The sequence below is a fragment of the Stenotrophomonas sp. YJH_SMC_33 genome (genome assembly GCF_059372295.1).
The window spans coordinates 1-26,802 of the sequence record NZ_JCAFVJ010000020.1; the positions used below are offsets into that span (position 1 = coordinate 1).

At 66.1% G+C, this 26,802-nt stretch carries 23 protein-coding genes and 1 pseudogene; 9 read left to right on the forward strand and 15 right to left on the reverse strand.

Annotation, left to right across the window (positions count from 1 at the left end; translation table 11 throughout):
- The 5 genes and pseudogenes from AC5P9W_RS19090 to AC5P9W_RS19110 all read left to right on the forward strand — a co-directional run.
- A pseudogene (locus AC5P9W_RS19090) lies at positions 1-112 on the forward strand (IS110 family transposase); the annotation flags it as partial.
- Positions 113-237: 125 nt separating this feature from the next.
- Positions 238-867, forward strand: a complete 630-nt coding sequence (yczE, locus tag AC5P9W_RS19095; protein WP_111099335.1) for a membrane protein YczE — start codon at positions 238-240, stop codon at positions 865-867.
- Between the two features lie 139 nt (positions 868-1,006).
- The gene (locus AC5P9W_RS19100) at positions 1,007-3,037 is read left to right on the forward strand and encodes an NADPH-dependent 2,4-dienoyl-CoA reductase (RefSeq protein WP_111099336.1); all 2,031 of its coding nucleotides are present in this window, start codon (positions 1,007-1,009) and stop codon (positions 3,035-3,037) included.
- 299 nt (positions 3,038-3,336) lie between these two features.
- Positions 3,337-3,795: a cell wall hydrolase gene (locus AC5P9W_RS19105; protein WP_004154513.1), complete on the forward strand. Its 459-nt coding sequence runs from the start codon at positions 3,337-3,339 to the stop codon at positions 3,793-3,795.
- Positions 3,796-3,879: 84 nt separating this feature from the next.
- A complete protein-coding gene (locus AC5P9W_RS19110) occupies positions 3,880-4,491 on the forward strand; it encodes a glutathione S-transferase N-terminal domain-containing protein (RefSeq protein WP_019659563.1) in 612 nt (203 codons plus the stop codon).
- A gap of 88 nt (positions 4,492-4,579) precedes the next feature.
- On the opposite strand, the gene AC5P9W_RS19115 is transcribed toward AC5P9W_RS19110, so the two are convergent.
- The 6 genes from AC5P9W_RS19115 to AC5P9W_RS19140 form a co-directional block, all read right to left on the reverse strand.
- Positions 4,580-5,635: a suppressor of fused domain protein gene (locus AC5P9W_RS19115; protein ID WP_206622004.1), complete on the reverse strand. Its 1,056-nt coding sequence runs from the start codon at positions 5,633-5,635 to the stop codon at positions 4,580-4,582.
- Positions 5,636-5,681: 46 nt separating this feature from the next.
- Complete coding sequence (locus AC5P9W_RS19120) at positions 5,682-6,185, reverse strand: hypothetical protein (RefSeq protein WP_021202252.1); 504 nt, start codon at positions 6,183-6,185, stop codon at positions 5,682-5,684.
- A 215-nt stretch (positions 6,186-6,400) separates the two neighbouring features.
- The gene (gene prpE, locus AC5P9W_RS19125) at positions 6,401-8,281 is read right to left on the reverse strand and encodes a propionate--CoA ligase (protein ID WP_021202251.1); all 1,881 of its coding nucleotides are present in this window, start codon (positions 8,279-8,281) and stop codon (positions 6,401-6,403) included.
- 702 nt (positions 8,282-8,983) lie between these two features.
- Entirely contained in the window at positions 8,984-9,598 is a 615-nt protein-coding gene (locus tag AC5P9W_RS19130) for an RluA family pseudouridine synthase (RefSeq protein WP_111099057.1), read from the reverse strand.
- 122 nt (positions 9,599-9,720) lie between these two features.
- Positions 9,721-10,707: a malate dehydrogenase gene (locus AC5P9W_RS19135; RefSeq protein ID WP_005415428.1), complete on the reverse strand. Its 987-nt coding sequence runs from the start codon at positions 10,705-10,707 to the stop codon at positions 9,721-9,723.
- 118 nt (positions 10,708-10,825) lie between these two features.
- A complete protein-coding gene (locus AC5P9W_RS19140; protein ID WP_005408225.1) occupies positions 10,826-11,317 on the reverse strand; it encodes a peptidylprolyl isomerase in 492 nt (163 codons plus the stop codon).
- A gap of 267 nt (positions 11,318-11,584) precedes the next feature.
- Here AC5P9W_RS19140 and typA point away from each other — a divergent pair, with 267 nt between their 5' ends.
- The 3 genes from typA to AC5P9W_RS19155 are packed head-to-tail and all read left to right on the forward strand — an operon-like array spanning position 11,585 to position 15,575.
- A complete protein-coding gene (gene typA / locus AC5P9W_RS19145; RefSeq protein WP_026346967.1) occupies positions 11,585-13,432 on the forward strand; it encodes a translational GTPase TypA in 1,848 nt (615 codons plus the stop codon).
- Positions 13,433-13,443: 11 nt separating this feature from the next.
- Positions 13,444-13,911, forward strand: a complete 468-nt coding sequence (locus AC5P9W_RS19150; RefSeq protein ID WP_019659569.1) for a DUF2127 domain-containing protein — start codon at positions 13,444-13,446, stop codon at positions 13,909-13,911.
- 41 nt (positions 13,912-13,952) lie between these two features.
- Complete coding sequence (locus tag AC5P9W_RS19155) at positions 13,953-15,575, forward strand: amidase (RefSeq protein ID WP_021202149.1); 1,623 nt, start codon at positions 13,953-13,955, stop codon at positions 15,573-15,575.
- A gap of 72 nt (positions 15,576-15,647) precedes the next feature.
- Here the strand turns inward: AC5P9W_RS19155 and AC5P9W_RS19160 are convergent, their stop codons facing one another.
- Positions 15,648-16,835, reverse strand: coding sequence for a mechanosensitive ion channel family protein (locus AC5P9W_RS19160; protein ID WP_194445329.1), 1,188 nt, complete (start codon positions 16,833-16,835; stop codon positions 15,648-15,650).
- A 680-nt stretch (positions 16,836-17,515) separates the two neighbouring features.
- Positions 17,516-18,907 carry a class II 3-deoxy-7-phosphoheptulonate synthase gene (locus AC5P9W_RS19165; RefSeq protein ID WP_019659572.1) on the reverse strand — a complete coding sequence of 464 codons (1,392 nt, stop codon included), beginning with the start codon at positions 18,905-18,907 and terminating at the stop codon, positions 17,516-17,518.
- A gap of 217 nt (positions 18,908-19,124) precedes the next feature.
- Here AC5P9W_RS19165 and AC5P9W_RS19170 point away from each other — a divergent pair, with 217 nt between their 5' ends.
- Positions 19,125-21,248: a TonB-dependent receptor gene (locus AC5P9W_RS19170; RefSeq protein WP_021204578.1), complete on the forward strand. Its 2,124-nt coding sequence runs from the start codon at positions 19,125-19,127 to the stop codon at positions 21,246-21,248.
- 65 nt (positions 21,249-21,313) lie between these two features.
- On the opposite strand, the gene AC5P9W_RS19175 is transcribed toward AC5P9W_RS19170, so the two are convergent.
- The 7 genes from AC5P9W_RS19175 to secY form a co-directional block, all read right to left on the reverse strand.
- Positions 21,314-21,820, reverse strand: a complete 507-nt coding sequence (locus tag AC5P9W_RS19175) for a disulfide bond formation protein B (protein ID WP_058980348.1) — start codon at positions 21,818-21,820, stop codon at positions 21,314-21,316.
- A gap of 232 nt (positions 21,821-22,052) precedes the next feature.
- Positions 22,053-22,436 (reverse strand): 50S ribosomal protein L17, encoded by a 384-nt coding sequence (rplQ, locus tag AC5P9W_RS19180; RefSeq protein ID WP_005408217.1) that lies wholly within the window; start codon positions 22,434-22,436, stop codon positions 22,053-22,055.
- 190 nt (positions 22,437-22,626) lie between these two features.
- Positions 22,627-23,625, reverse strand: coding sequence for a DNA-directed RNA polymerase subunit alpha (locus tag AC5P9W_RS19185; RefSeq protein WP_005408216.1), 999 nt, complete (start codon positions 23,623-23,625; stop codon positions 22,627-22,629).
- A gap of 55 nt (positions 23,626-23,680) precedes the next feature.
- Positions 23,681-24,310 (reverse strand): 30S ribosomal protein S4, encoded by a 630-nt coding sequence (rpsD, locus tag AC5P9W_RS19190; RefSeq protein ID WP_004145446.1) that lies wholly within the window; start codon positions 24,308-24,310, stop codon positions 23,681-23,683.
- 15 nt (positions 24,311-24,325) lie between these two features.
- Positions 24,326-24,715 (reverse strand): 30S ribosomal protein S11, encoded by a 390-nt coding sequence (gene rpsK / locus AC5P9W_RS19195; RefSeq protein ID WP_004145443.1) that lies wholly within the window; start codon positions 24,713-24,715, stop codon positions 24,326-24,328.
- An 11-nt stretch (positions 24,716-24,726) separates the two neighbouring features.
- Positions 24,727-25,083, reverse strand: a complete 357-nt coding sequence (rpsM, locus tag AC5P9W_RS19200) for a 30S ribosomal protein S13 (RefSeq protein ID WP_004154500.1) — start codon at positions 25,081-25,083, stop codon at positions 24,727-24,729.
- Positions 25,084-25,430: 347 nt separating this feature from the next.
- Positions 25,431-26,798: a preprotein translocase subunit SecY gene (gene secY, locus AC5P9W_RS19205; RefSeq protein ID WP_005408215.1), complete on the reverse strand. Its 1,368-nt coding sequence runs from the start codon at positions 26,796-26,798 to the stop codon at positions 25,431-25,433.
- Positions 26,799-26,802: the final 4 nt, after the last annotated feature.

Consider the following 26,802-nt stretch of genomic DNA (forward strand, 5'->3'; position numbering starts at 1 on the left):
CAACATCCTGGCCAGAAAGCTGGCCAGGATCGCTTGGGGCGTCTTCAAGAGCGGCCGGGACTTTGACCCGGCCATGCTGAAAGTGGGTCAAGCCTGCTTCCAGCAGGCTTGACCACGAACATAGGATCTCGGCTCTACAGATTCCGCCTGTAGCGGCGGATTGGTCGGCATCTGTATCTATTGAAGTGACTGAATCGGGATTACGGTGGAAACAGATTCCTCTCCCCCGAGCCCACCGTGCCCACCGCCCTGCCCCTGCGCCTGCTGCAACTGATCACCGGCCTGTTCCTGTACGGCTTTGGTGCTTCGCTGATGATCCGTGCCGCCATCGGCGTGGCGCCGTGGGATGTGCTGTCACAGGGCATCGCCGCGCAGACCCCGCTCTCGTTTGGCCTGGCCACCAATGTGATTGGCGCACTGGTGCTGCTGCTGTGGTGGCCGCTGCGGCAGAAGCCGGGCGTCGGCACCGTGCTCAACGTGATGCTGATCGGTCCCTCCGCGCAGTTCGGGCTGTGGCTGCTGCCGCCGGCCGTCGGCCTTGGCTGGCAACTGACGATGTTCTGCGCGGGCATGCTGCTGGTGGCATTGGCCACCGGCCTGTACATCGGCGCCCGCCTCGGCCCGGGTCCACGCGATGGCCTCATGACCGGCCTGCATGCCCGCACCGGCTGGGCGATCTGGAAGGTGCGCAGCCTCATCGAAGGCAGCGTGCTGCTGCTGGGCTGGTGGCTGGGCGGCAACGTCGGCCTCGGCACCCTCGCCTTCGCCCTGCTGATCGGCCCGCTGTGCGGCGTCACCCTGGGCTGGTTCGGGATCGGCCGCCGCCCGGCCGTGCCGACCGCAGGCCGACAACCACAATCGCCCTGAGTTGACCCGAATGCCGGCCAGCGGCCGGCGCTACCGCCCCCCGAGTTCGGGGGCAGCGCTGCAGGCGCGATCCAGCGGCCCTTGCCCCGGCCGCCATTTCGCGGCACGCTTCGCGCTTCCGTACGCAAGCGTATCGACCATGCCGCCAGCCAACGAAAGCGCCTATCCCCATCTGTTCGCCCCGCTGGATCTGGGCTTCACCCAGCTGCGCAACCGCGTCCTGATGGGCTCGATGCACACCGGACTGGAAGATCGCGCCCGCGACTTCCCAAGGTTGGCGGCCTACTTCGCCGAACGCGCCGAGGGCGGCGTTGGCCTGATCGTCACCGGCGGCTTCGCACCGAACGTGGTGGGCTGGCTGAAGCCCTTTGGCGGCAAGTTGTCCTGGCCCTGGGAGGTACGCCCGCACCGGCAGCTCACCGCCGCCGCGCACCAGCACGGCGCGAAGATCTGCCTGCAGCTGCTGCACGCCGGCCGCTATGCCTATCACCCGCTGTCGGTGGCACCGTCGAAGCTGAAGGCGCCGATCAACCCGTTCACCCCGCGCGCGCTGTCGGCCAGTGGCGTCGAGCGGCATATCGCCGACTACGCGCGCAGCGCGAAGCTGGCCCGCGAGGCCGGCTACGACGGGGTGGAGGTGATGGGCTCGGAGGGCTACCTCATCAACGAGTTCATTGCCCCGCGCACCAACAAGCGCTCCGACCGCTGGGGTGGCGACGCCAACCAACGCATGCGCTTTGCAGTGGAGATCGTGCGCCGCATCCGCGAGGCCTGCGGCCCGGACTTCATCATCATCTACCGCCTGTCGCTGGTCGACCTGGTGGACGACGGCAGCAACTGGGACGAGATCGTGCAGCAGGCGCAGGCCATCGAGGCGGCTGGCGCGACGATCATCAATTCCGGCATCGGCTGGCACGAGGCGCGCATTCCGACCATCGCCACCTCGGTGCCGCGTGCGGCCTTCGCCGGTGTCACCGCCAAACTGAAACCGCATGTGACGCTGCCGCTGGTGGCGACCAACCGCATCAACATGCCCGACGTCGCCGAACGCATCCTCGCCGGCGGCGGCGCCGACATGGTGTCGCTGGCACGTCCGCTGCTGGCCGACCCGCAATGGCCCAACAAGGCCCGTGCAGGCCGCGCGGAAGCGATCAATACCTGCATCGCCTGCAACCAGGCCTGCCTGGACCACGTGTTCGAGAACAAGCTGGCCAGCTGCCTGGTCAATCCGCGCGCCGCGCACGAGACCGAACTGGTCTATCGCCCCACGCCCGCGCCGAAGAAGGTTGCCGTGGTCGGTGCCGGCCCGGCCGGCCTGGCCTGTGCCACTGTCGCGGCCCAGCGTGGCCACCAGGTCACCCTGTTCGATGCCCACGATGAGATCGGCGGCCAGTTCAACGTGGCCAAGCGCATCCCCGGCAAGGAAGAGTTCCACGAAACCCTGCGCTATTTCCGCCACAAGCTGGCCGAAACCGGCGTGCAGCTGCGCCTGAACACCCGCGCCGACGCGTCCAGCCTGGCCGGCTTCGACGAGGTGGTGCTGGCCACCGGCATCACCCCGCGCAAGGTCGATTTCCCCGGTGCCGATCACGCCAAGGTGGTGAGCTACCTGGACGTGCTGCTGGGACGGGTCGAAGTGGGCGCCACTGCCGCGATCATCGGCGCCGGCGGCATCGGCTTCGACGTCGGCGAATTCCTCAGCCACGCTGGCGAGTCGCCGTCGCTGGACCCGCAGCGCTGGATGGCCGAATGGGGCGTGGACGCCAGCTTCGAGGCACGCGGCTCGCTGGGCCGGCCCGAGGTCGAGCCGTCACCGCGGCGCCTGTGGCTGCTGCAGCGCAGCGCCGGCAAGCCCGGCGCGCGACTGGGCAAGACCACCGGTTGGATCCACCGCGCCACACTGAAGGCCAAGGGCGTGCGCATGCTCGGTGGCGTCGAGTACCTGGGCGTGGACGATCAAGGCCTGCGCATCCGCGTGGAAGGCAGCGAACAGTTGCTGCCGGTAGACCATGTGGTGATCTGCGCCGGGCAGGAACCGAACCGCGCATTGCAGGCCGAACTGCAGGCCGCCGGCATCAACGCGCAGCTGATCGGCGGTGCCGACGTGGCCGCCGAACTGGACGCGAAGCGGGCAATCGACCAGGGCAGCCGGGTGGCCGCCACGCTCTGATGAGCGCCTGAATGGGGGACGGAATGTGATTTCCGTCACCTCCGTCGAACCTGAATGTCAAGCCGGGCGGTTCACGATGCGTTCGGCTATTCCCCCCTACCTTGCGCCATCTTTCCGCTCACCAGCCAGTTTCCGGTGAGCTGGCGTGGCCCCACCGATCAGTACTGATCGATTCTTTTTGGGGCTGCCCACGGGGCGGCCCCGATGGCCGCCTCCCCATGACGCCAAGTCGTACCCCGCCTCCTGTCGCCCCCGCGGCCGGAACCGGAAGGTGCGGCCCATACGGAGCAAGGAGTTATATGAAACTGGCCTGGATTCTCTGGCTGTCGCAGTTGTTGCCGCAGCCGGCCGCTGATTCACTGTGTCTGAGCACCACCGTTTACCTGGAAGCCCGCGACCAGACCCTGCGCGGCCAGCAGGCCGTCGCCGAGGTCGCCCTGCGTCGCCTTGACAGCGGCCTGTGGGGCGACTCGATGTGCCAGGTCGTCACCGCGCGCAAGCAGTTCGCACCGACCATCGTCTCCCCCGGCACCCAGCTGGGCAATGACGCGGCGTGGAGCGAGGCGATGAACGTCGCTTTCGACGCCGAGCGCAACTGGGCGCTGCCGGCCGGCGAGCGCCGCGAGATCGTGCCCGGTGCCAGCCACTTCGCCGCGCTGTCCATCGCCAGCCCGAACTGGCGCAATGCCTACCAGGTGGCCACCATCGGCGATCACACCTTCTATAAGGTGCAGAACCTCAAGCCGCGGCAGTCGTAACGATCCGTGCCGGCGGCAGCGTTGCCGCCTGCCGGCAGGCTCTGGGATAGTGGGCGTTTCCCGCCCGCATCACCTGGAGTTCCCATGAAGCTGTACAGCAAGCCCGGTGCCTGTTCCACCGCCGACCACATCGCCCTGCAGTGGACCGGCCAGCCGTTCGAGGTTGAACTGCTGAACAAGGACACCCTGAAGGGTCCGGAATTCCTCAAGATCAATCCGGCCGGTGCGGTGCCCGCGCTGGTCGACGGCGACTTCGTGCTGCTGCAGAACGCCGCGATCATGGGCTATATCGCCGATCGCTTCCCGCAGGCCGGCCTCGGCGGTGACGGCAGCCCGCGCCAGCGCGCCGAAGCCACCCGCTGGCTGGCCTTCGTCAATTCCGACGTGCATCCGGCCTTCTCGCCGCTGTTCGCGCCGGGCAAGTTCATCGCCGACGAGAGCCAGTTCGATGCGATCCGCGCCGCCGCGCACAAGCGCCTGCGTGGCCTGTTCGAGACCGCTGACAGGCAGCTGGCCGACAAGCCGTGGCTGGCCGGCTTCCGCAGCTTCGCCGACCCGTACTTCTACATCACCCTGCGCTGGGCCGCCGGTACCAAGGTCGACCTGTCGGGCCTGGACAACCTGGCCGCCTACAAGGCGCGCATGGACGCCGATGCCGGCGTGCAGGCCGCACTGAAGGCCGAAGGGCTGGCCTGATCATGACCCGGGGTCAGAGCCGTTCGCGTGGCGGACGGGCCTGACCCCTCTGCCCTGCGCAGGCGGGGGCCGATACGCCAGGGCGTGGTCAACCGATCTGGCGGATCACTTCACCGTTGGCATCGCGCAGGTAGGTCGGCATCACTTCGATGCGCAGCGCCCCCGCCAGCGGGTAAACCCCGCGCTCGGCGCACACCCCTGCCAGGGCCTGCAGGCCCGCCTCGTCCAGCGACCAGCGCGCGCTGTCGGCGGATACGTCCGCCGCTTCACCGCCCCCGTTCGCGACGAACTCCCACTGCCGCTCGCGGCTGACCAGTTCCAGCGATCTGCCGTGGCGCAGGCGCAAGGGCAGCAGCTCGCACACGCTGGCCACCTGGCCGGCGCCGAGCACCAGCGTGGTGACGCCCGCCTCCTGCCGCCAGTCCAACGTCTCGATGAACAGCATGCCGGTGCTGGAGCCCTCGCGCTCGCTGCCTTCCCGCACCTGCGCGGCAAGCGCCGGCTCCTCCAGCAGGTTGCCGCGGTGCAGGTCGCTGATCCACAGTGGCATTGCCGGCTGCAGTACCTGCAGCACGCCGCGCGTGGACCAGCGCTTGACCGCTTCCATCTCCTCATCGGTCAGCCCGACCAGCTGCAGGAACTGCAGGTGGCCATTGGCGGTGTCGCGTGCCGGCAACTGCGGGTCGGCAATGAACGCCAGATGGCACAGCCGCGTGTCGGTCTCCAGCGCGATCGGGCCGTTGGCATTCAGATGGTGGCCATCCTCGAACACGTTGCCGCTGGCGAACACATAACGCGCCAGGTTCTGCAGCAGGTTCATCGGCCACACCGGCGGCGTGCTGTCGGCGTTCTCAGCGGCTTCGGCGGCGAGACGGAACGTCAGCTCGAAACCATAGCCGCTGGTGGCGGCATCACTGCTCTCCTTGGCATACAGCTCGGAGAAGCCGTAAGTCACGTAGTGCCAGTGGGGTACCGGCGCATGCGCCCAGTACACGCTGATGCCATCGAGCGGATCCTGGCCACCGAGCGTGTACGGAAGCGCGGTGCCGAAGTGACGTGGCTCCTGCCCGGCATACAGCGGCGCCAGCGCCTCATTGATCGCGTCCCAGCCGGGGGTATCGGTGTCGTCGTGGTCGTCCTGCACGCGGGACTCCTTGTGGGGAAGTGAACCGATCACTTTACGCGGTGGCTCAGGCCTGCACGAACTCACCACCACCCTTGACCACGGCGGCCTGAGTTTCCTGCCACCAGCGCTGTGCCAGCGCCGGGCTGCGCGCCTTGCCCACCGCTGCCAGCAGTTCCGGGCACAGGCGTTCCAGCGCCAGCGCATCGGTGCAGCGTTCGATCTTCAACTGCATGAAGTAGCCCTTCAGGCCCAGATGGCGCCGCACCGCATCGCTCATCGCGTCGTACAGCTGCTGGTACAGCGCCGGGTCCTGTTCGCGACCGGTGCTGATGCCACGCGCCGGCACGGCCTCTGCACTTCCGCCGATCACTTCGATCAGGCCCAGCGCGGCCAGCTGCTCCAGTGCATCGGGCGGCGCACGCAGGCCTTCACACAAGCCGCGCAGTTCGGTGTCGTCACGATGGCCATCGACCATCAGCAGGATCGAGCGCAGTGCCGCCGGCAGGCGCCGGCTACGGTCTTCGATTTCCTGACGGCCAGCAGCCGTCTTGGCGTGCAGCAATGCCATTGCCTCCCCCTCCCTCGATGCGCAATGCCGGCGCGCCCTGACGGGCGCGCTCCCCTGTGTGCCATCCCCGGACGGCACGCGCCTTCCCCGGCGCGCGCCGCGTATTGCAGGTCGATGACAGGCCGAGCTTAGCGCAAGTGCCGCGGGTAGTGCCGGCCGCTGGCCGGCAACCTCGGGATTGATGGGGGTGCCGGCCAGCGGCCGGCACTACCGGATCAACGGCCCAGCGCCCGGCGGATCTCCTCCAGCGCGCCGGGGTCGTCCAGCGTCGACAGGTCGCCCGGGTCGCGCTGCTCGGCCAACGCCTGCAACGAGCGCCGCAGCAGCTTGCCCGAACGGGTCTTGGGCAGCGCGTTGACCACGTGCACGTGCGCCGGGCGCGCCACCGCGCCGAGCGAGGTGGTCACCGTGGCCATCATCTCGGCCACCACCGGCGCCGGATCCTCGCCATCCAGGCCCTGCTTGAGGGTGACGAACACCAGCGGCACCTGCCCCTTCAGTTCGTCCTTGACGCCGATCACCGCTGCCTCGGCCACGCGCGGGTGGCTCGAAATGGCCTCTTCGATCTCGCGCGTGCCCAGCCGATGCCCGGCCACGTTGATCACATCATCGGTACGGCCGAGGATGAAGGTGTAGCCATCGTCGTCGCGGATCGCCCAGTCCAGCGAGCTGTACAGCAGTTCCTTGAAATGGCTGAAGTAGCTCTGCAGGAAACGGTTGTCGTCGTTCCACACCGTGCTCATGCAGCCAGGCGGCAACGGCGGCGACACCACCAGCACCCCCTTCTGCCCCGGTGCGACTTCCTCGCCGGTGTTCTCGTCGATCACCTTCATCCGGTAGCCAAGATTGGGGAAGCCCGGCGAACCGAAGCGCACCGGCTTCATCTCCAGGCCCGGCAGCAGGGTCAGAGCCGGCCAGCCGGTCTCGGTCTGCCAGTAGTTGTCGATGATCGGCTTGCCCAGCGCTTCGCTGATCCAGTGCGCGGTCGGTTCGTCCAGCGGCTCGCCGGCCAGGAACAGGTACTTCAGGGCGCGCAGGTCGTGGCGATGGATGAAGTCCGCATCGTGCTTCTTCAGCACGCGGATGGCGGTGGGCGACGAGAACATGGTGCGCACGTTGTACTGCTCGCACAGCGCCCACCAGATGCCCGGATCCGGATTCGTCGGCAGCCCTTCGTACAGCAGCGAGGTGCAGCCACCGATCAGCGGGCCGTACACGTTGTAGGAATGGCCCACCGCCCAGCCGACATCGGAGGTGGAGAACATTACCTGCCCCGGCTTGCAGTCGAATACGGTTTCCATCGACTGCGCCATCGCCACCGCGTAGCCGCCCACATCGCGCTGCACGCCCTTCGGCTTGCCGGTGGTGCCGGAGGTGTACAGCAGGTAGCTCGGCTCACTCGCTTCCAGCCACTGCACCGGCACATCCACTTCCCCGATCTGTGCACGCAGCGTGGCGTACTCCACATCACGGCCCGGCACGCGTGGTTCGGCGGCATCCAGCCCGCGCGACACGATCAGCACATGCGGTGGCGGCGAAGCCGCTTCGGCGCAGGCCGCGTCAACCATCGGCTTGTACGGAATCAGCTTGCCACCGCGCATGCCGGCATCGGCGGCGATGAGCAGCTTCGGCTTCGCATCGTCGATGCGCAGCGCCAGGTTGTGCGCGGCGAAGCCACCAAACACCACCGAGTGCACCGCACCGATGCGCGCACATGCCAGCATCGCGAACACGGCTTCGGCCATGTTCGGCATGTAGATCACCACGCGGTCACCATGGCCGACGCCGAGGTGCCTGAGCACGGCGGCGAAGTCGTTCACTTCGCGATACAGCTGGCGATAGGTGATTTCGCGGGTGCTGTTGGTTTCGGTGGAGATGGCGACCAGTGCGAGCTGGTCGGCGCGCTCGGCCAGGTGGCGGTCGACGGCGTTGTAGCAGAGATTGGTTTCGCCGCCGACGAACCAGCGCCGGAACGGCGGATTGCTGTAGTCGAGCACCTGCTGCGGCGGTTTGTGCCAATGGATGCGCTTGGCTTCCTCGCCCCAGAAGGCCTCCGGCTCGTCGATCGAGCGACGGTAGGTTTCCTCGTAGTTCATGACGCAGCCCTCCCAGACGAAGTCATGGGTTTGAGGATAGTCCGGCGCCGGCGCGCGGGCCGCCCTACCTTGGTAGGGGGGTGGGTTTGTTCTGCAGGGCTTTGCAGCCCTGCACCCGCAGAAGCCGAAGCAACAGCAGAAGCGGGTTTCCTGAGGGTTGGCGGGGTGGGTCCGGTTGCGGGGGACGCCGTGAATCCCCAGTCCGGCCCAGCCGCTGGCGGCTGGGCGTTCGGGCGCTTGCGAAGCAATGCTTCGCAAGCGAAGCGCCCTCACCCATGGAGGCTCGCGCCATGCATGGCGCTCACGCCCCCGCAACCGGACCCACCCCGCCTTCGACAGTTTCCTGCCATCTGTCGGAACGGCGTATTGCTCTGGTGGGTGTCGACCTTGGTCGACACGGTAGATCCACGCCATGCGTGGATCCTTTTCGATCAATTGTCGAAATATTCGATTCCGATGGATTTGATCCACGCAAAGCGTGGATAGACCATCCGTCACCGGAGATCTGTCGAAGGCGGGGCGGTGTGGGTTGGCAGGACCGTTGGCGCCATGGATGGCGCCATCGAGCCCCCATGGATGGGTTTACGGCGTGTCCTGCCAACCCACACCGCCCCGCCCAACAAGTAGAAAACCAGAGCCGCCTTGGCCTTTCGCGTTGCTCCGGTTCGTAGCAGGTGCAGGGCTGCAAGCCCTGCCGAACCCCTAGAACGGAGCCGCAGACTCGAACGCGAGCACCTCGCCCGTCATCGGGTGGGTGAACTGCAGGCTGCACGCATGCAGATGCACGCGGTGCGCCGGTGCCGCGTCATACAGCACGTCGCCAACAATCGGATGGCCAATACTGGCCATGTGCAACCGCAGCTGATGGCTGCGGCCGGTGATCGGTTCCAACGCCACGCGCGTGCGCCGCGCTTCAACATCGCGCACCAGCACGCGCCAACGCGTCAGCGCCGGCTTGCCGCGCTCATGGTCGACCATCTGCTTCGGCCGGTTCGGCCAGTCCACGATCAGCGGCAGGTCCACTTCGCCGGTGTCGCGTTCGAGCAGCCCCTGCACCACCGCTTCATACCGCTTGCCAACCTGGCGCTGCTCGAACTGCATCGACAACGCCGCCTGCATGTCCTTGCCGCGCGCATGCAGCAGCAGGCCGGAAGTCACCTGGTCCAGGCGGTGCACGGTCAACGCATCCGGATACAGCGCCTGCAGGCGCGCGACCACGCAGTCCTGGTTCTCGGCGCTGCGGCCGGGTACGGACAACAGGCCAGCCGGCTTCTCGGCCACCAGCAGTGCGTCATCGATGTAGTGCAGGTGGATCATGCGGTTCCAGGAATTCCAAATGAAAACGGGGAAGCCGAAGCCTCCCCGTTCTCTGCGTACCAACCAGCGGTCGGTACCTACCTTGATGGAAGACGTACCGGCCGGAGCCGGTACCGCCTGCATCAGCCCAGCAGGTGGGCGACGCCGGCGCGCTCTTCTTCCAGTTCGGCCAGGGTCTTGTCGATGTACTTCTGGCTGAAGTCGTCGATCGGCAGATCCTTGACCAGGGTGTACTTGCCGTTCTCGGTGGTCACGGCAAAACCGAAGATCACGCCTTCCGGAATGCCGTAGGAACCGTCGGACGGCACGCCCATGGTGACCCACTTGCCGTTGCTGCCCAGCACCCAGTCACGCACGTGGTCGATGGCGGCGTTGGCGGCCGAAGCAGCCGAGGACGAGCCGCGGGCTTCGATGATCGCCGCGCCGCGCTTGCCGACGGTCGGGATGAAGGTGTTGGCGTTCCACTCCTGGTCGTTGATCGCATCGGCGATCGACGCACCATCGGCGGTGGCGAAACGGTAGTCCGGGTACATGGTCGGGCTGTGGTTGCCCCACACCACCAGCTTCTCCATGCCACCGACCGGCTTGCCGAGCTTGGCCGACAGCTGGCTCAGCGCGCGGTTGTGGTCCAGGCGCAGCATGGCGGTGAAGTTTTCCGGCTTCAGGTCCGGGGCCGACTTCATGGCGATGTAGGCGTTGGTGTTGGCCGGGTTGCCGACCACCAGCACCTTCACGTCACGGCTGGCGACCTTGTTCAGCGCCGCGCCCTGGGCGGTGAAGATCTTGGCGTTTTCCAGCAGCAGGTCCTTGCGCTCCATGCCCGGGCCGCGCGGACGCGCGCCGACCAGCAGGGCGATGTCGGCGTCCTTGAACGCGACTTCGGCGTCATCGGTGCCGACCATGCCGGCCAGCAGCGGGAAGGCGCAGTCTTCCAGCTCCATCATCACGCCCTTCAGGGCGGCCTGGGCCTTGTCGACCGGCAGTTCCAGCAGCTGCAGGATGACCGGCTGGTCCTTGCCCAGCATTTCGCCGGAGGCGATGCGGAACAGCAGGGCATAACCGATCTGGCCGGCGGCGCCGGTCACGGCAACACGAACGGGTGCTTTCATGGGGGTTTCCTCTTGCTTGCAAGCGTTTGATGGGACGCCGCGGGCGGAGCCACGCAGGCCTGGCGGGCGGCGGGGAACAGGGAAACGGCCACCCGTGGGTGGCCGTTTCGAAGGGGGATCAGGCGGCGAGGTGCTTGTTCCACTCGGCGACGCGGTCGGCCTGGGCGGCCAGCACGGCGTCGACGTCGCCTTCCAGGGTGATCGAATGGATCACGTCGCCCTGCTTGACCGAATCGACGATGGCCTGGCCTTCCAGGACCTTGCCGAAGACGGTGTGGCGGCCGTCCAGCCAATCGGTCTTGATGTGGGTGATGAAGAACTGGCTGCCGTTGGTGTTCGGGCCGGCGTTGGCCATCGACAGCGAGCCGACCTCGTGCTTCACGCCATTCTTTTCGTCTTCGAACTTGTAGCCCGGGCCGCCGGTGCCACGGCCCTGCGGGCAGCCGCCCTGGATCATGAAGTCGGCGATCACGCGATGGAAGATCAGGCCGTCATAGAAGCCGTGCTTGACCAGGTTCACGAAGTTGGCCACGGTCAGCGGCGCCTTGTCGGCGAACAGCTCGACCTTGATCGGGCCCTGGGTGGTGTCGAAAGTGGCGATGAGGGACATGAAGATCCTTGATGCAGAGGGGAACGCGTCTAGCCACCTAGTTTACACCTGCCTTGCGGCGGCGGCGGCTTCGACCATGGGCGCAGACCCGGGCTTCAGCCGCCGGCGGGGCAGCCCGCGCGACGGTCTGGCGGCCTCCGCCGTGTGGCGGCCCAGCTGAATGGGCCCCGTGACGGGCGTGAAATCCACCTTTTCGCGAATCGTCAAGTTCGACGTATAATGTTGGACTTCTTTTTCCAAATCCGGCGCCGACTGGCCCCCTTTCGTATGTCCATCGAAAATCTTCGCAACATCGCCATCGTCGCCCACGTCGACCATGGCAAGACCACCCTGGTCGACCAGCTGCTGAAGCAGTCCGGCACCCTGTCCGAGCGTACCGTCCTCGCCGAGCGCGTGATGGACAGCAACGACCAGGAAAAGGAACGCGGCATCACCATCCTGGCCAAGAACACCGCCATCACCTGGGAAGACAAGAAGACCGGCATCAAGAACCGGATCAACATCGTCGACACCCCCGGCCACGCCGACTTCGGCGGTGAGGTCGAGCGCGTGCTGTCGATGGTCGACACCGTGCTGATCCTGGTCGATGCGATGGACGGCCCGATGCCGCAGACCCGCTTCGTTACCCAGAAGGCCTTCGCGATGGGCTTCAAGCCGATCGTCGTGGTCAACAAGGTCGACCGTCCGGGCGCCCGTCCGGAGTGGGTGATCGACCAGGTCTTCGACCTGTTCGACAAGCTCGGTGCCACCAACGAGCAGCTGGACTTCCCGATCGTCTACGCCTCGGGCCTGAACGGCTACGCCGGCCTGGAAGACACCGTGCGCGACGGCGACATGACCCCGCTGTACGAAGCGATCATGAAGCACGCGCCGAAGCCGGAAGTGGACCCGGAAGGCCCGTTCCAGATGCGCATCAGCCAGCTGGACTACAACAACTTCGTGGGCGTGATCGGCATCGGCCGCATCCAGCGCGGCACCCTGAAGAAGAACATGCAGGTCGCGGTCATCGACCGTGAAGGCAAGAAGCGCAACGGCAAGGTGCTGCAGGTGCTGGGCTTCATGGGCCTGGAGCGCATCGAGCAGGATTCGGCCGAGGCCGGCGACATCGTGGCCATCTCCGGCATCCAGGAGCTGACCATCTCCGACACCATCTGCGCACCGGACTTCCCGGAAGCCCTGCCGGCGCTGACCGTCGACGAGCCGACCATCTCGATGACCTTCCAGGTGAACAACTCGCCGTTCGCCGGCAACAAGGACCTGTCCGGTGGCAAGTTCCTGACCAGCCGCCAGATCAAGGACCGCCTGGACCGTGAAAAGGTCCACAACGTGGCCCTGAAGGTCGAGCAGCTGGAAGACGCCGACAAGTTCCTGGTCTCCGGCCGTGGCGAACTGCATCTGTCGGTGCTGATCGAGAACATGCGCCGCGAAGGCTACGAGCTGGCCGTGTCGCGCCCGGAAGTGATCATCAAGGAAATCGACGGCCAGCTGATGGAGCCGATCGAGCAGTTGGTGGTGGACATCGAAGAAGTCCACCAGGGCGGCGTGATGGAAAAGCTGGGCACCCGCAAGGGCCAGTTGAAGAACATGGAATCGGACGGCAAGGGCCGCGTGCGCCTGGAATACCAGATCCCGGCCCGTGGCCTGATTGGTTTCCAGAACGAGTTCAAGACCCTGACCCAGGGTTCGGGCCTGCTGTTCCATGTGTTCGACCACTACGGCCCGAAGGAACAGGGCGCGATCGCCAAGCGCATCAACGGCGTGATGATCGCCAATGCGCCGGGCGTCACCCCGGCCTACTCGCTGGGCCCACTGCAGGAACGCGGCAAGCTCTTCGCCGCCGAAGGTGACAACGTGTATGAAGGCCAGCTGGTCGGCATCCACTCCAAGGACAACGACCTGACCGTCAACGCGATCAAGACCAAGCCGCTGACCAACATGCGCGCTTCGGGCAAGGATGATGCGATCCAGCTGACCCCGGCGATCAAGTACTCGCTGGAACAGGCCCTGGACTTCATCGAAGACGACGAGCTGGTCGAGATCACCCCGAAGGAGATCCGCCTGCGCAAGAAGTTCCTGACCGAGAGCGACCGCAAGAAGGCTTCGCGCGGCGGCTGAGCCAGCACCCCGTGAGCCAGAGCGGCTACAACCCGGATCCACACCGGCATCCGGGCCTGCACGTCATCGCCCTGCTCGAAGCGAGCAAGGCGATGCTGGCACTGTTGGCTGCCACCGGGCTGGAAGTGCTCGGACCGCAGCCGCTGCGGCACGGCATCATGGCCCTGATCCGGCGTTTCAGCCTGGATCCGGACCACGGCACCCTGCCCTCGCTGCTGCACATGATCAGCCCCGACGCGGTCCACCTGGCCGCGGCGGGGATGATCGGTTACGGACTGCTGCACCTGGTCGAAGCCTGGGGCCTGTGGCGGGCCAAGGCCTGGGCCTCCTGGCTGGGTTGCCTGACCGCTGCCCTGTACCTGCCCTTCGACATCTTCGCGATCATCCGCCATCCCGGCTGGCCGTCGTGGACGATCCTGGCCATCAACCTGATCGTGGTCTACGTACTCGCCCGCGACCTGCGCAAGCGCCACCGCTGAGCACTCGCTACACTGGGGATTGGAGCCGACCAAGCCGCCCCATGCGCCCGTCCTTGCCGCCTCTGCTGACCTGCCTGCTCGCCGCGCTGCCGGCGCTGCTTTCGGCTGGCTGCAGCCCGGCCACGCCCAGCGCGCATGCGGCCGAACCTGCGAGCCGCAACGTGCCGTTCCCGTACGCCGAAACCGATATTGCCGACCTGCAGGCGCGGATGACCGCCGGTGAACTGGACAGCACCACCCTGACCCAGGCCTACCTGCAGCGCATCGCCGCCCTGGACCGCGCCGGGCCGCGCCTGCGCGCGGTGATCGAGCTCAACTCCGATGCCCTGAAGGAAGCCGCCGCGCGCGACCGCGAGCGCCGTAGCGGCCACCTGCGCGGCCCGCTGCACGGCATCCCGCTGCTGTTGAAGGACAACATCAACGCCGCGCCGATGGCCACCAGTGCCGGCTCTCTGGCCCTGCAGGGCTTCCGTCCGGACGATGCCTACCTGGTGCGCCGGCTGCGCGATGCCGGCGCCATCGTGCTGGGCAAGACCAACCTCAGCGAATGGGCCAATTTCCGCGGCAATGATTCGATCTCCGGCTGGAGCGCGCGCGGCGGCCAGACCCGCAATCCCTATCGGCTGAGCCATTCGCCCTGTGGCTCCAGCAGCGGCAGCGCGGTAGCCGTGGCCGCCAACCTCGCCAGCGCAGCAATCGGTACCGAAACCGACGGCAGCATCGTCTGCCCGGCGGCGATCAATGGCATCGTCGGCCTCAAGCCGACGGTAGGCCTGGTCAGCCGCGACGGCATCATCCCGATTTCCTTCAGCCAGGACACCGCCGGTCCGATGGCGCGCAGTGTCGCCGACGCTGCCGCCGTGCTGACCGCGATCGCCGGCCGCGATGATGCCGACCCGGCCACCGCGACCATGCCCGGCCGCGCGGTCTACGACTACACCGCGCGACTGGACCCCCAGGGCCTGCGCGGCAAGCGCATCGGACTGCTGCAGACACCCCTGCTGAAGTACCGGGGCATGCCGCCACTGATCGAACAGGCGGCGACCGAGCTGCGTCGCGCCGGCGCCGTGGTGGTGCCGGTGGAGCTGCCCAACCAGGGCGCTTGGGCCGAGGCCGAGCGCACGCTGCTGCTGTACGAATTCAAGGCCGGGCTGGAGCGCTACTTCAGCGCCCATCGCGCCCCGCTGCGCAGCCTGGCCGAACTGATCGCCTTCAACCAGGCGCACAGCAAGCAGGAGCTGGGCCTGTTCGGCCAGGAACTGCTGGTGGCGGCCGACGCCACCGCCGGCCTGGCCGACCCGGCCTATATCCGCGCGCGCAGCGATGCACGCCGGTTGGCGGGCCCGGAAGGCATTGACGCTGCCCTCGCCGCCCACCAGCTTGATGCGCTGGTGGCCCCCACCACCGGCGTGGCGTGGCCGATCCGCAGCGAAGGCGACGACTTCCCCGGCGAGAGCTACAGCGCTGCCGCCGTGGCTGGCTATCCCAGCCTGACTGTGCCGATGGGCCAGATCAACGGCCTTCCCGTCGGCCTGCTGTTCATGGGCACCGCCTGGAGCGAACCGAAGCTGATCGAGATGGCCTACGCCTACGAGCAGCGCACGCGCGCACGGCGCCCGCCGCACTTCGATACCGACGCGCTGATCGACGCTGGCGAGCCGTGATCGTGTTTCTGTAGAGCCGAGCCCACGCTCGGCTTCAACGGAAAATCGAAAGCAGCCGAGCATGGCTCGGCTCTACAGCGGCTGGTCGGGCTCCGCTGGCACGATCGCCGCCTCACCGTCTTCAGCTCCCGGCGAACGCACATCTGCAGTGCGTGCACGAGGACCACGCGGCATGTCCAGCTCGTCTGCATGCTGCAGCCGCGCACGCACCTGCGGCAGCGACTGCGGATGCTCACGCGCGAGGAAATCGAGCATGCGCTCGCGTACCAGGCAACGCAGGTCGAACGCGTCGCCGGAGCTGCGCGCACTCACCAGCAGGCGGATCTGGATTGCACGCTCACTGGTTTCAGTCACCTGGGTCACGCAGACTCGGCCATCCCACAACGCTTCGCCCCGGCAGATGCGCTCCAGTTCAGCACGGATCGCCGCAATCGGGGCACGATAATCCAGCCACAGGAAGGCTGTGCCGAGCAGGTCGGCACTACGCCGCGTCCAGTTCTGGAACGGGTTCTCGATGAACCAGGTCAACGGCACCACCATCCGCCGCTCATCCCAGATACGCACCACCACGTAACTGCTTCCGATCTCCTCGATGCGTCCCCACTCGCCTTCCACGATCACCACGTCATCCAGGCGGATCGGCTGCGTCAACGCGATCTGCAGGCCGGCGATCAGGTTGCCGAACACCGGCTTGGCCGCGATACCGGCCACCAGGCCGATCAGGCCGGCCGAGGCCAGCAGCGCGGTACCGATCTTCTGCACCATCGGAAACGTCAGCAGCACCAGCGATGCGCCCAGCACGATGATGCCGCCCATCAGCACCCGGCTGAGCACGCGCGTCTGGGTCTGGATGCGGCGCGCTTCCAGATTGTCGGAGACATCAATGGGATGGCTGCGCAGGATTGCGCGCTCGCCCGCCGCCACCGCACGTACCAGCAACCAGATGAAGCAGGCAGTCAACGCGATGTGCAGCACATGCTGCAGATGGCCCAGCAACGGATCCTGCAGCGGCGTGGCCTGCAGGGCGGGAATCAACAGCAGCAGCGGCCATGCAGTGGCCATCGGCAGCCCGAGCACACGGCCGATGCGCGCACGCCGGCGATCACGCCCTTTCAGCCGGTGATAGATCCACAGGATCAGCCACGCGCCGATGCCACCCACCAACGCCGCCAGACCCAGCGGCCATGCATATGCCTGTGCGCTTTGCCAGTGCACCGTTGCTACCTCCACACGAACAGCCAAGCGGACAGCCTCGCGCATGGCGCATGAGCGTCACGTCAGTCGTTCGTAAGAAGGGTGTTGGTCGGCAGGGCTTGCAGCCCTGCACCTGCTGCGAGCCGAAGCAACAGCAACAGCCGAAGCAGAAGCGGGTTTCCTGTGGGGTGGCGGGGTGGGTCCGGTTGCGGGAGACGCCATGAACCCATCCATGGGGGCCTGGCCGCGGCATCCATGCCGCGGACACTCCCGCAACCGGACCCACCCCGCCTTCGACAGTTTTCTGCGATCTGTCGGAACCTGATGCTGATGGTGGGTGCCGACCGTTGGTCGGCACGGGGTCGGAGCCCATTTTGAATACTGCTATCTGAAAGAAAAATCGTGTCGACCAACGGTCGACACCTACCAACAGCCGCGCATGCCAATCGCCGCAGTTACCAGTAGATCCACGCCATGCGTGGATGATTCATTCGACATCTGACAGATGTGCCGACCAACGGTCGGCACCCACCAATAGCGACCTGAACCTGTCGAAGGTGGGGCGGTGTCGGAGTGCGGGGTGTCAGCGGCATGGATGCGGCCGCCAAGCCTACAAGGACGTACTTGTGGCGTCCCCGCACTCCGACACCGTCCCGCCAACCCACGGATAGCCCGCTTTTGACGTTGACGTTGACGTTGCTCTGGCTCGTAGCAGGTGCAGGGCTGCAAGCCCTGCCGAAAAACCCTTACCGCACTTGCTCCTGCTTGCGTACGATCGCCATCGCGATCTCCAGCGACTGCTCGTAGTTCAACCGCGGGTCCACCGTTGAACGATACGCGCGCTCCAGGTCGCGCTCGGTCAGTTCGCGCGCGCCGCCGATGCACTCGGTCACGTCCTCGCCGGTCAGTTCCAGATGCACACCGCCCAGGCGCGTACCGGCGGCCGCATGCAGGTCGAACGACATCTCCACCTCGCCACGCACGTTGTCGAAGCGACGTGTCTTGAAACCGTTGGCGGTGCTTTCGGTATTGCCATGCATCGCATCGCACACCCACAGCACGCGGCGACCATCACGCTTGACCGCGTCCAGCAGCGGCGGCAGTTTCTCGGCGATCTGCGCGGCACCCATGCGGTGGATGAAGCTCAGGCGGCCCGGCTCGTCATGCGGGTTGAGCACATCGATCAGGCGCAGCAGCTGGTCCGGCGTCACCGACGGGCCCACCTTGATCGCAATCGGATTGCGCACGCCACGCAGGTATTCCACGTGCGCGCCATCCAGCGCAGCCGTGCGCATGCCGATCCACGGGTAATGCGTGCTCAGGTTCAACCAGCCCTGCTGGCGGGGCACCTGGCGGGTCAGTGCCTGCTCGTACGGCAACAGCAGCGCTTCATGCGAGGTGTAGAAGTCGATGCGGTTGAGGTTGTGCACGCGGGCCCCGGCCAACGTCTCCATGAAATGCACGGCATCGCCGATCGAGGCCACCATCTTCTGGTACTCGGCGGCCAGCGGCGAATGGCTTACCCATTCCAGGTTCCAGTACTCGGGGTGGTGCAGGTCGGCGAAACCACCATCGATCAGCGCCCGTACGAAGTTCATCGTCATCGCCGAATGCGCGTGCGCCTGCAGCATCCGCTTCGGGTCCGGCAGGCGCGCTGCTTCAGTGAAGGCCGGCGCATTGATGACATCGCCGCGGTAGCTCGGCAGGGTCACACCGTCGCGCGTCTCGGTATCGGCCGAACGCGGCTTGGCGTACTGGCCGGCGAAACGACCCACGCGGATCACCGGCTGGCGCAGCCCATGCACCAGCACCAGGCTCATCTGCAGCAGCACCTTCAGGCGGTTGGAGATGGTGCCCGATTCGCAGTCGCTGAAGTTCTCAGCGCAGTCGCCGCCCTGCAGCAGGAAGCGCTTGCCCTCCTGGGCCTCCGCCAACTGCTGCTTCAGGGCCAGGATCTCCCACGAGGTGACCAGCGGCGGCAGCCGCTTCAGCTCGTGCAGGGCAGCGTCCAGCGCCACCGGGTCCGGGTAGGTCGGCATCTGCAGCGCGGTCTTGCCACGCCAGCTCTCCGGCGACCAGGCAGCGCCGGTGGCGGCTGCGACGGGATCGGGGACAGGCGAAACGGCGGACAGGCTCATTGCAGGCTTCCGGAGGTGGGGGACGTTCATGGTCGCAGAGCCGACCGCTGTCGCAAAGGGCCGAACGGCGTCTGCACATGACTGAACGCCGGGGAAAGGGCATCGCGATTGGCCAAAAGCGGCATGCCCACGGCCAGCCGGTCAGGCGCATGATTCGCCACGCACTGTTACGAAGTAACACTCAATCCCCAATGGCCCCTTCCACAGCCTATCCGCCATGAAGCCCTCCCTGCTTGCTACCGGCATCACCTTCGCCCTGACCCTGGCCAGCCTGCCTTCCCTCGCCGTGGCCGCCGATGCCGCCGCTCCCGTGAAGGACCTCGACGCGGTCACCGTCCACGCCCAGCTCGACCAGGCCCGCAACACGCTGTCGCCGGACATCGGCAGCAGCCAGTACCAGATCACCGCCGAGGACATCCAGAAGCAGCCGCTGGGCGCCTCCGCGCCGCTCAGCCAGGTGCTGCTGCAGGCGCCCGGCGTGGTCCAGGATTCCTACGGCGGCGTGCACGTGCGCGGCGACCACGCCAATCTGCAGTACCGCATCAACGGCGTGCTGCTGCCCGAATCGATCTCGGGCTTCGGCCAGACGCTGGATGCACGCACCATCAAGAGCATCCGCCTGATGGATGGCGCGCTGCCGGCGCAGTTCGGCGAGCGCACCGCTGCAGTGGTCGACATCACCACCCGCAGCGGCGCCGAGCTCGGCAACGGCGGCAGCGCCGGGCTGACCGCAGGCTCGTTCGGCAAGATCAATCCCAACGCCTCGTGGTGGGGCAACCAGGGGCGCTGGAGCTGGTTCCTGACTGGCAACTACGACCAGAACGAGGTTGGCCTGGAGAACCCGACCCGCTCGCGCAAGCCGCTGCACGACGACACCCACCAGGGCAAAGCGTTCGCTGACCTTACCTACCTCGTCAACGAGAACACCCGCCTGAGCGTGTTCGCCGGCTTTGCCAACAATCGCTTCCAGATCCCGGTCAACCCCGGGCAAACGCCGCAGTTCGGTTACCTCGATACCACCACCTTCGACTCCAGCCAGCTGGATGAAACCCAGCGCGAGGCCACCCGCTTCGGCATGCTGGTGCTGCAGGGCACGTTGGGCAGCACCGCATATCAGCTCTCGGCCGGGCAGCGCTACAGCGATGTGGCATTCCATCCGGATGTCGTCGGCGACCTGGTGTTCAGTGGCGTCGCCTCGCAGGTGCAACGCAGCAACCGCGCCAACACGCTGCAGGCCGATTTCTCCACCCCACTGGGCAACGACCACACGCTGCGCTATGGCCTGTACGGCAACTACGAGAATGCGCGGGCCAGCAACAGCAGCTGGGTGTTTCCGGTCGATGACGCCGGCCAGCAGTCCAGCACCACGCCGCTGCTGATACCTGACCGCAGTGCCTTCCATGCCAGCACGCTGGCGCTGTACGTGCAGGATGAATGGAAGATCGGCGACGACTGGACCGTCAACTACGGCCTGCGCGGAGATCGCTACAAGGCCTTTGGCCACACCGAGGGCCAGCTCAGCCCCCGCGTGGGAGTGGTCTGGAATGCCAGCGACAGCACCACCGTGCATGCCGGCTATTCGCGTTACTTCACGCCACCGGCCAGTGAGCTGATCGCCAGCAGCGATATCGCCCTATACGACGGCACCACCAACCAGCAGCCCAGCGGCGGCAACAACACGCCACTGGCCGAACGCAGCGACTACTACGACATCGGCGTGTCGCAGCAGGTGGGCGACCACCTCACCCTGGGCTTGGACGCCTACGATCGCCGCGTTGCGCGCCTGCAGGACGAAGGCCAGTTCGGCGCCGCCTACATCTACTCGACGTTCAACTATCGCCGTGGCCACATCCGTGGGCTGGAGTTCAGTGCCGACTACAGCAACGGCCCGTTCAGCGCCTACTTCAACGCGGCGTACAACAAGGCCATCGGCACCCAGGTGATCACCAGCCAGTACAACCTCGATCCGGACGCGCTGGCCTATGTGGCCGACCACTGGATCCACCTCGATCACGACCAGAAGCTGACCTCATCGGGTGGCTTCAGCTACGCCTTTGCCGGACACAACCGGATCGGTGCCAACTACGTGTTCGGCAGCGGCCTGCGTTCGGACATCGAGGGCGTACCCAACGGCGGCGAGCTGCCGTCGTACCTGCAGGTGAACCTCAGCGCCGGGCACGACTTCAATGCCGACAGCGGGCATCCGCTGCATGTGCAGCTGGCCGTGGTCAACGCCCTGGACCGAAGCTACCAGCTGCGCGATGGCGGCGGTGTCGGCGTGTTCGCCCCGCAGTGGGGACCGCGCCGAGGTGCTTACCTGAGCCTGCAGCAGGATTTCTGAGGTAGCGCCGGCCGCTGGCCGGTATTCCCACGGTGTGCCGGCCAGCGGCCGGCACTACCCTGCGTTCAGCGCTTGACCCTGCGCAGCGACACCACCAGCGCCCACAGCGCCAGCAGCACGAACCACACGCCCGACCACATCGGCATGGTCAGGCCCAGGAAAGTCCAGTCGATGTTGCCGCAGTTGCCGGTACCGGTGAGCACCGTGCGGAACACTTCCAGCGGCCCCATGGTCTCGCGCAGGAAGCTCAGCGGCGGGCCGCAGGTCGCGCCCATCTCCGGCGGCAGCATCTGCACGTATACGTGGCGCGCGGCAATGCCGACGCCTACCGCGGCGGCAATGAAGGCGAGAATCCCGTAGGTCGCGCGTCCCGGGCGGTTGGACGGCCCGTGCAGCGCACCAATCAGGAACAGCAGGCCCAGCGCGGCGAAGGCCAGCCGCTGGAAGATGCACAGCGGACACGGCTCCAGGCCCATCTTCAGCTGCAGGAAGATCGCGTAGCCGAGCAGGCCCGCGCAGATCAGAAAGCCCAGGAAGAACTGGGCGCGGAAGGGCCAGCGCAGTGGATTCATCGTCAACGCTCGAATGGATCAGGGCGCCAAGCGTAACCGAGAGCGCGCGCCATTCGAACCGCCACAGGTGACGCCTGTCGGAACGGTGTGGGTCGCATTGTGCCGCAGGTAGCGCCGGGCCATGCCCGGCGAGCGTAGCGGATACGGAAACGCCGGGCATGGCCCGGCGCTACCAGAACGCAAAAGCCCGGCAGAGGCCGGGCTTTCGCTGTGTCGCGTTGGAGCGGTCCGATTACTCGGCCACTTCCTCGGCCACGACCGGACGGTCGACCAGCTCGACGTAGGCCATCGGCGCGTTGTCGCCGGCGCGGAAACCGCACTTCAGCAGGCGCAGGTAGCCGCCCGGACGGTTCGCGTAGCGCGGGCCCAGGATGGTGAACAGGTTGCCCACCGCTTCGTTGTCGCGCAGGCGGGCGAAGGCCAGACGGCGGTTGGCGACGGAGTCGACCTTGGCCAGGGTGATCAGCGGCTCGGCAACGCGGCGCAGTTCCTTGGCCTTCGGCAGGGTGGTCTTGATCAGCTCGTGCTTGAACAGCGAGGCGGCCATATTCTTGAACATCGCTTCGCGGTGGGCGCTGGTGCGGCTGAACTTACGGCCAGACTTCTGGTGACGCATGGTGATATTCCTTGGTTAATGATGAGGCTGTGCGGATCGTTGTCGCCATCCTGGCGTTGCTGCGCGGACTGCGGTTGGTCCTGGCCCTCCGTCCTGGACGGCCTGCCCGCGAACCTGCGGTTCGTCGTGGCGTGTTGTGTTGCGTTGAAGGCTCCACCGCGAACGGTGGAGCCTTCAGGCATTACCGATATCAGCCCAGCATGCCGTGGCTGGCGACGCCGGCCGGCGGCCAGTTCTCCAGCTTCATGCCGAGCGACAGGCCGCGCTGAGCCAGCACTTCCTTGATCTCGGTGAGCGACTTCTTGCCCAGGTTCGGGGTCTTCAGCAGCTCCACTTCGGTCTTCTGGATCAGATCGCCGATGTAGTAGATGCTTTCAGCCTTCAGGCAGTTGGCCGAACGCACGGTCAGCTCCAGATCGTCGATCGGGCGCAGCAGCACCGGATCCACGCCGTTGTTGGCCGGCTTGGCCGCACCGCGGTCGCGGTGGGTGAAGTCACCGAACACCGACAGCTGGTCGCTGAGGATGTCGGCGGCGGTGCGCACGGCTTCCTCGGCATCGATGGTGCCGTTGGTCTCGATATCGATGACCAGCTTGTCCAGGTCGGTACGCTGTTCGACGCGGGCCGCTTCCACGGCATAGGCGACGCGGCGGACCGGCGAGAACGAGGCATCCAGGACCAGGCGGCCGATGGCACGGGTTTCTTCGTCCGGACGACGACGCGCGGCAGCCGGCTGGTAGCCGAAACCACGTTCGATCTTCAGACGCATGTTGATCGCCGTGTCCTTGGTCAGGTGGCAGATCACATGGTCGCCGTTCAGGATCTCCACATTGTGGTCGACCTTGATGTCGGCAGCGGTGACAACGCCCGGGCCCTGCTTGGACAGGGACAGGGTGGCGCTGTCGCCGGAGTGCATACGGATGGCCACGTCCTTCAGGTTCAGCAGGACTTCGAGCACGTCCTCCTGCAGACCTTCGACCGTGGTGTACTCATGCAACACGCCGTCGATTTCGACTTCCGTGATGGCGAAGCCCGGGATGGACGACAGCAGCACGCGACGCAGGGCGTTGCCCAGCGTATGCCCGTAACCCCGCTCCAAAGGTTCGATAACGACCTTTGCACGGGTGTCGGTAAGGCGTTCGATCTGCGGACCGCGAGGACGCAGAACCTGGTTGGCGGTAACCGTCATGTTGCGGGTTCTCCTAGTGAACCCCCGGCCGTCGCCGGGGGCTCTCCAATGTGAATTACTTCGAATACAGCTCGACGATCAGCGCTTCGTTGATGTCCGCAGGCAGATCCGAACGATCCGGAACGGCCTTGAAGATGCCGGTGAACTTGCCGGAATCCACTTCAACCCACGACGGGCTCAGGTCATGCTGGGCGGCGACGGTCAGGGCTTCCTGGACGCGCAGCTGCTTGGCAGCCTTTTCAGACAGGGCGATGGCGTCGCCAGCCTTGACCTGGTACGAAGCCAGGTTGACCGACTTGCCATTCACGGTGACGCCGCGGTGCGACACCAGCTGACGAGCAGCCGGACGGGTCACGGCGAAGCCCATGCGGTAGACGACGTTGTCCAGGCGGGTTTCCAGCAGCTGCAGCAGGTTCTCGCCGGTGTTGCCCTTCTTGGTCGAGGCCTTCTTGTAGTAGTTGCGGAACTGACGCTCCAGCAGGCCGTAGATACGCTTGACCTTCTGCTTTTCACGCAGCTGGGTGGCGTAGTCGGACAGCTTGCCCTTGCGGGCAGTGGCGCCGTGCTGGCCGGGCTTCTGCTCCAGCTTGCACTTGGAGTCCAGCGCACGCGCCGGGCTCTTCAGGGACAGGTCGGCGCCTTCGCGACGGGCGAGCTTACAGGTAGGACCGATATAACGAGCCATTTCTTATCGCTCCCTTTAGACGCGACGCTTCTTCGGCGGACGGCACCCGTTGTGCGGGATAGGCGTCACGTCGATGATGTTGGTGATCTTGTAGCCGACGTTGTTCAGCGAACGCACGGCCGACTCACGGCCCGGACCCGGGCCCTTGATGCGGACTTCCAGCGACTTCACGCCGTAGTCCAGCGCAGCACGACCGGCCTTTTCAGCAGCCACCTGGGCAGCGAACGGGGTCGACTTGCGCGAACCGCGGAAGCCAGCGCCACCGGAGGTCGCCCACGACAGAGCATTGCCCTGACGGTCGGTGATGGTGACGATGGTGTTGTTGAACGAAGCGTGGACGTGGGCAACGCCGTCGGTGACGACGCGCTTGATCTTCTTCTTGGTCTTAGCAGCGGGCTTAGCCATTTCTCAGTCCCTTACTTCTTGATCGCCTTGCGCGGACCCTTGCGGGTGCGGGCGTTGGTACGGGTGCGCTGGCCACGCAGCGGGAGGCCACGACGGTGACGCAGGCCGCGGTAGCAGCCCAGGTCCATCAGGCGCTTGATCGCGATGCCGATCTCACGGCGCAGATCGCCTTCCACGATGTACTTGCCGACTTCGGCGCGCAGGCGCTCGATTTCCGGCTCCGACAGATCGCGGATCTTGGTGGTCGAAGCAACGCCTGCGACTTCGCAGACCTTCTTCGAACGGGTACGGCCGATGCCGTAAATGCTTTGCAACCCGACCCAGACGTGCTTCTGGGCTGGCAGGTTGACGCCTGCAATACGCGCCATGACGCGGTTCTCCAGCTGAGTGATGGCCGACAGCGCGCCTCGGGCACGCCAATCCGGCAGGATGGATCAAAAAAGTGAACTAGCGATACTAACAAGGTTCCGGTTTACATGGAAGCCCGTGAAACCACTGGTTTCATGAACCCGGCCTGGGGAGTGTGCCCAGGCTCCGGCGCCGGATGGGGTTGGACCCGGGGTATCCCCCGGGGCCGCCCGCGCTACTCCAGCGCGGGACCACCTCATCACACCCCCACCCGGAACCGCTGCGGGGGCCGCCCTTCGTTTGTGTGGCCGGAGTCCGCGAAGCGGAGGGACCATCACGTCAGGAAGACGAAAGTATAACAGGCCAATCAGCCGCGGGCAAAACCGCCGCGGTTGCCGCCCTTCAGGTTGGCCTTTTTCAGCAGGCTCTCGTACTGGTGGGACATCAGGTGCGCCTGCACCTGGGCAATGAAGTCCATCACCACCACCACCACGATCAGCAGCGAAGTACCGCCGAAGTAGAACGAGGCGTTCAGCTGCGTGCGCATCAGTTCCGGCAGCAGGCAGACGATGACCAGATAGGCCGAGCCGGCTGCGGTCAGGCGGGTCAGTACACCGTCGATGTAATCGGCGGTGGCCTTGCCCGGACGGATGCCCGGAATCAGCGCGCCCGACTTCTTCAGGTTGTCAGCGGTTTCCTGGGAGTTGAACACCAGCGCGGTATAGAAGAACGCGAAACCGGTGATCAGCGCAGCGAACACGATCATGTGCAGCGGCTCGCCCGGGCCCAGGGCATTGGCGACCTTCTGCAGGACCTGGCCGAAGCTGCTCTGGTTGGCCGCCTGGCCGGACCACATGGCCAGTGTGGCCGGGAAGGCCAGCAGGCTCGAGGCGAAGATTGCCGGAATGACGCCGGCCATGTTGAGCTTCAGCGGCAGGAACGAGGTCTGGTTCATGTACGCGTTGCGACCGCCCTGGCGGCGTGCGTAGTTGACCGTGATCCGGCGCTGGCCACGCTCGACGAACACCACGAAGAAGGTGAACGCGAGCACGACAATGGCGATCAGCAGCAGCTGGATGAACTGGATGTTGCCGTCGCGGTAGGCGTCGAAGGTGTGGATGATCGCACCCGGCAGGCCAGCGACGATACCGGCGAAGATGATCAGCGACACGCCGTTGCCGATGCCGCGCTCGGTGACCTGCTCACCGACCCACATCAGGAACATGGTGCCGGCAGTCAGCGCGACCACGGCGGTGAGCACGAAGCCCATGCCCGGCGCATACACGACCGGAGCGCCCGACGGCGACACCTGGCCCTGCAGGGCCAGTGCGATCGAACCGCCCTGCACCACTGCCAGCAGCACGGCGCCGATGCGCGAATACTGGGTGATCTTGCGGCGGCCGGACTCACCTTCCTTCTGCATCGCCTTCAGGGCGGGGAAGATGTGCACGGCCAGCTGCATCACGATCGATGCCGAGATGTACGGCATCACGTTCAGCGCGAAGATGCTGAAACGGTGCAGGGCGCCGCCCGAGAACATGTTGAACATGTCCACGATGCCGCCGCCCTGCTGTTGCATCATGGCAAGCATGGCATCGGGATTGACGCCCGGCACCGGCACGTAGCAGCCGATGCGATAGACGATCAAAGCCCCGACGACGAACAGCAAACGTTGGCGAAGTTCAGTGAACTTGCCCATTCCGCCCGCGAGGTTACCGATGCCAGCTTGCGCCATGATT

What these genes read in the sequence shown, in the direction of transcription:
- AC5P9W_RS19185 (WP_005408216.1), bottom strand. Translation starts at nt 23,625, where the DNA reads ATGACGGTTACCGCCAACCAGGTTCTGCGTCCTCGCGGTCCGCAGATC.
- AC5P9W_RS19135 (WP_005415428.1), bottom strand. Translation starts at nt 10,707, where the DNA reads ATGAAAGCACCCGTTCGTGTTGCCGTGACCGGCGCCGCCGGCCAGATC.
- AC5P9W_RS19140 (WP_005408225.1), bottom strand. Translation starts at nt 11,317, where the DNA reads ATGTCCCTCATCGCCACTTTCGACACCACCCAGGGCCCGATCAAGGTC.
- AC5P9W_RS19110 (WP_019659563.1), top strand. Translation starts at nt 3,880, where the DNA reads ATGAAGCTGTACAGCAAGCCCGGTGCCTGTTCCACCGCCGACCACATC.
- AC5P9W_RS19130 (WP_111099057.1), bottom strand. Translation starts at nt 9,598, where the DNA reads ATGATCCACCTGCACTACATCGATGACGCACTGCTGGTGGCCGAGAAG.
- AC5P9W_RS19120 (WP_021202252.1), bottom strand. Translation starts at nt 6,185, where the DNA reads ATGGCATTGCTGCACGCCAAGACGGCTGCTGGCCGTCAGGAAATCGAA.
- rplQ (WP_005408217.1), bottom strand. Translation starts at nt 22,436, where the DNA reads ATGCGTCACCAGAAGTCTGGCCGTAAGTTCAGCCGCACCAGCGCCCAC.
- AC5P9W_RS19160 (WP_194445329.1), bottom strand. Translation starts at nt 16,835, where the DNA reads ATGCGCGAGGCTGTCCGCTTGGCTGTTCGTGTGGAGGTAGCAACGGTG.
- AC5P9W_RS19175 (WP_058980348.1), bottom strand. Translation starts at nt 21,820, where the DNA reads ATGAATCCACTGCGCTGGCCCTTCCGCGCCCAGTTCTTCCTGGGCTTT.
- rpsM (WP_004154500.1), bottom strand. Translation starts at nt 25,083, where the DNA reads ATGGCGCGTATTGCAGGCGTCAACCTGCCAGCCCAGAAGCACGTCTGG.
- AC5P9W_RS19170 (WP_021204578.1), top strand. Translation starts at nt 19,125, where the DNA reads ATGAAGCCCTCCCTGCTTGCTACCGGCATCACCTTCGCCCTGACCCTG.
- AC5P9W_RS19100 (WP_111099336.1), top strand. Translation starts at nt 1,007, where the DNA reads ATGCCGCCAGCCAACGAAAGCGCCTATCCCCATCTGTTCGCCCCGCTG.
- secY (WP_005408215.1), bottom strand. Translation starts at nt 26,798, where the DNA reads ATGGCGCAAGCTGGCATCGGTAACCTCGCGGGCGGAATGGGCAAGTTC.
- typA (WP_026346967.1), top strand. Translation starts at nt 11,585, where the DNA reads ATGTCCATCGAAAATCTTCGCAACATCGCCATCGTCGCCCACGTCGAC.
- AC5P9W_RS19165 (WP_019659572.1), bottom strand. Translation starts at nt 18,907, where the DNA reads ATGAGCCTGTCCGCCGTTTCGCCTGTCCCCGATCCCGTCGCAGCCGCC.
- prpE (WP_021202251.1), bottom strand. Translation starts at nt 8,281, where the DNA reads ATGAACTACGAGGAAACCTACCGTCGCTCGATCGACGAGCCGGAGGCC.
- rpsD (WP_004145446.1), bottom strand. Translation starts at nt 24,310, where the DNA reads ATGGCTCGTTATATCGGTCCTACCTGTAAGCTCGCCCGTCGCGAAGGC.
- AC5P9W_RS19105 (WP_004154513.1), top strand. Translation starts at nt 3,337, where the DNA reads ATGAAACTGGCCTGGATTCTCTGGCTGTCGCAGTTGTTGCCGCAGCCG.
- AC5P9W_RS19155 (WP_021202149.1), top strand. Translation starts at nt 13,953, where the DNA reads ATGCGCCCGTCCTTGCCGCCTCTGCTGACCTGCCTGCTCGCCGCGCTG.
- rpsK (WP_004145443.1), bottom strand. Translation starts at nt 24,715, where the DNA reads ATGGCTAAGCCCGCTGCTAAGACCAAGAAGAAGATCAAGCGCGTCGTC.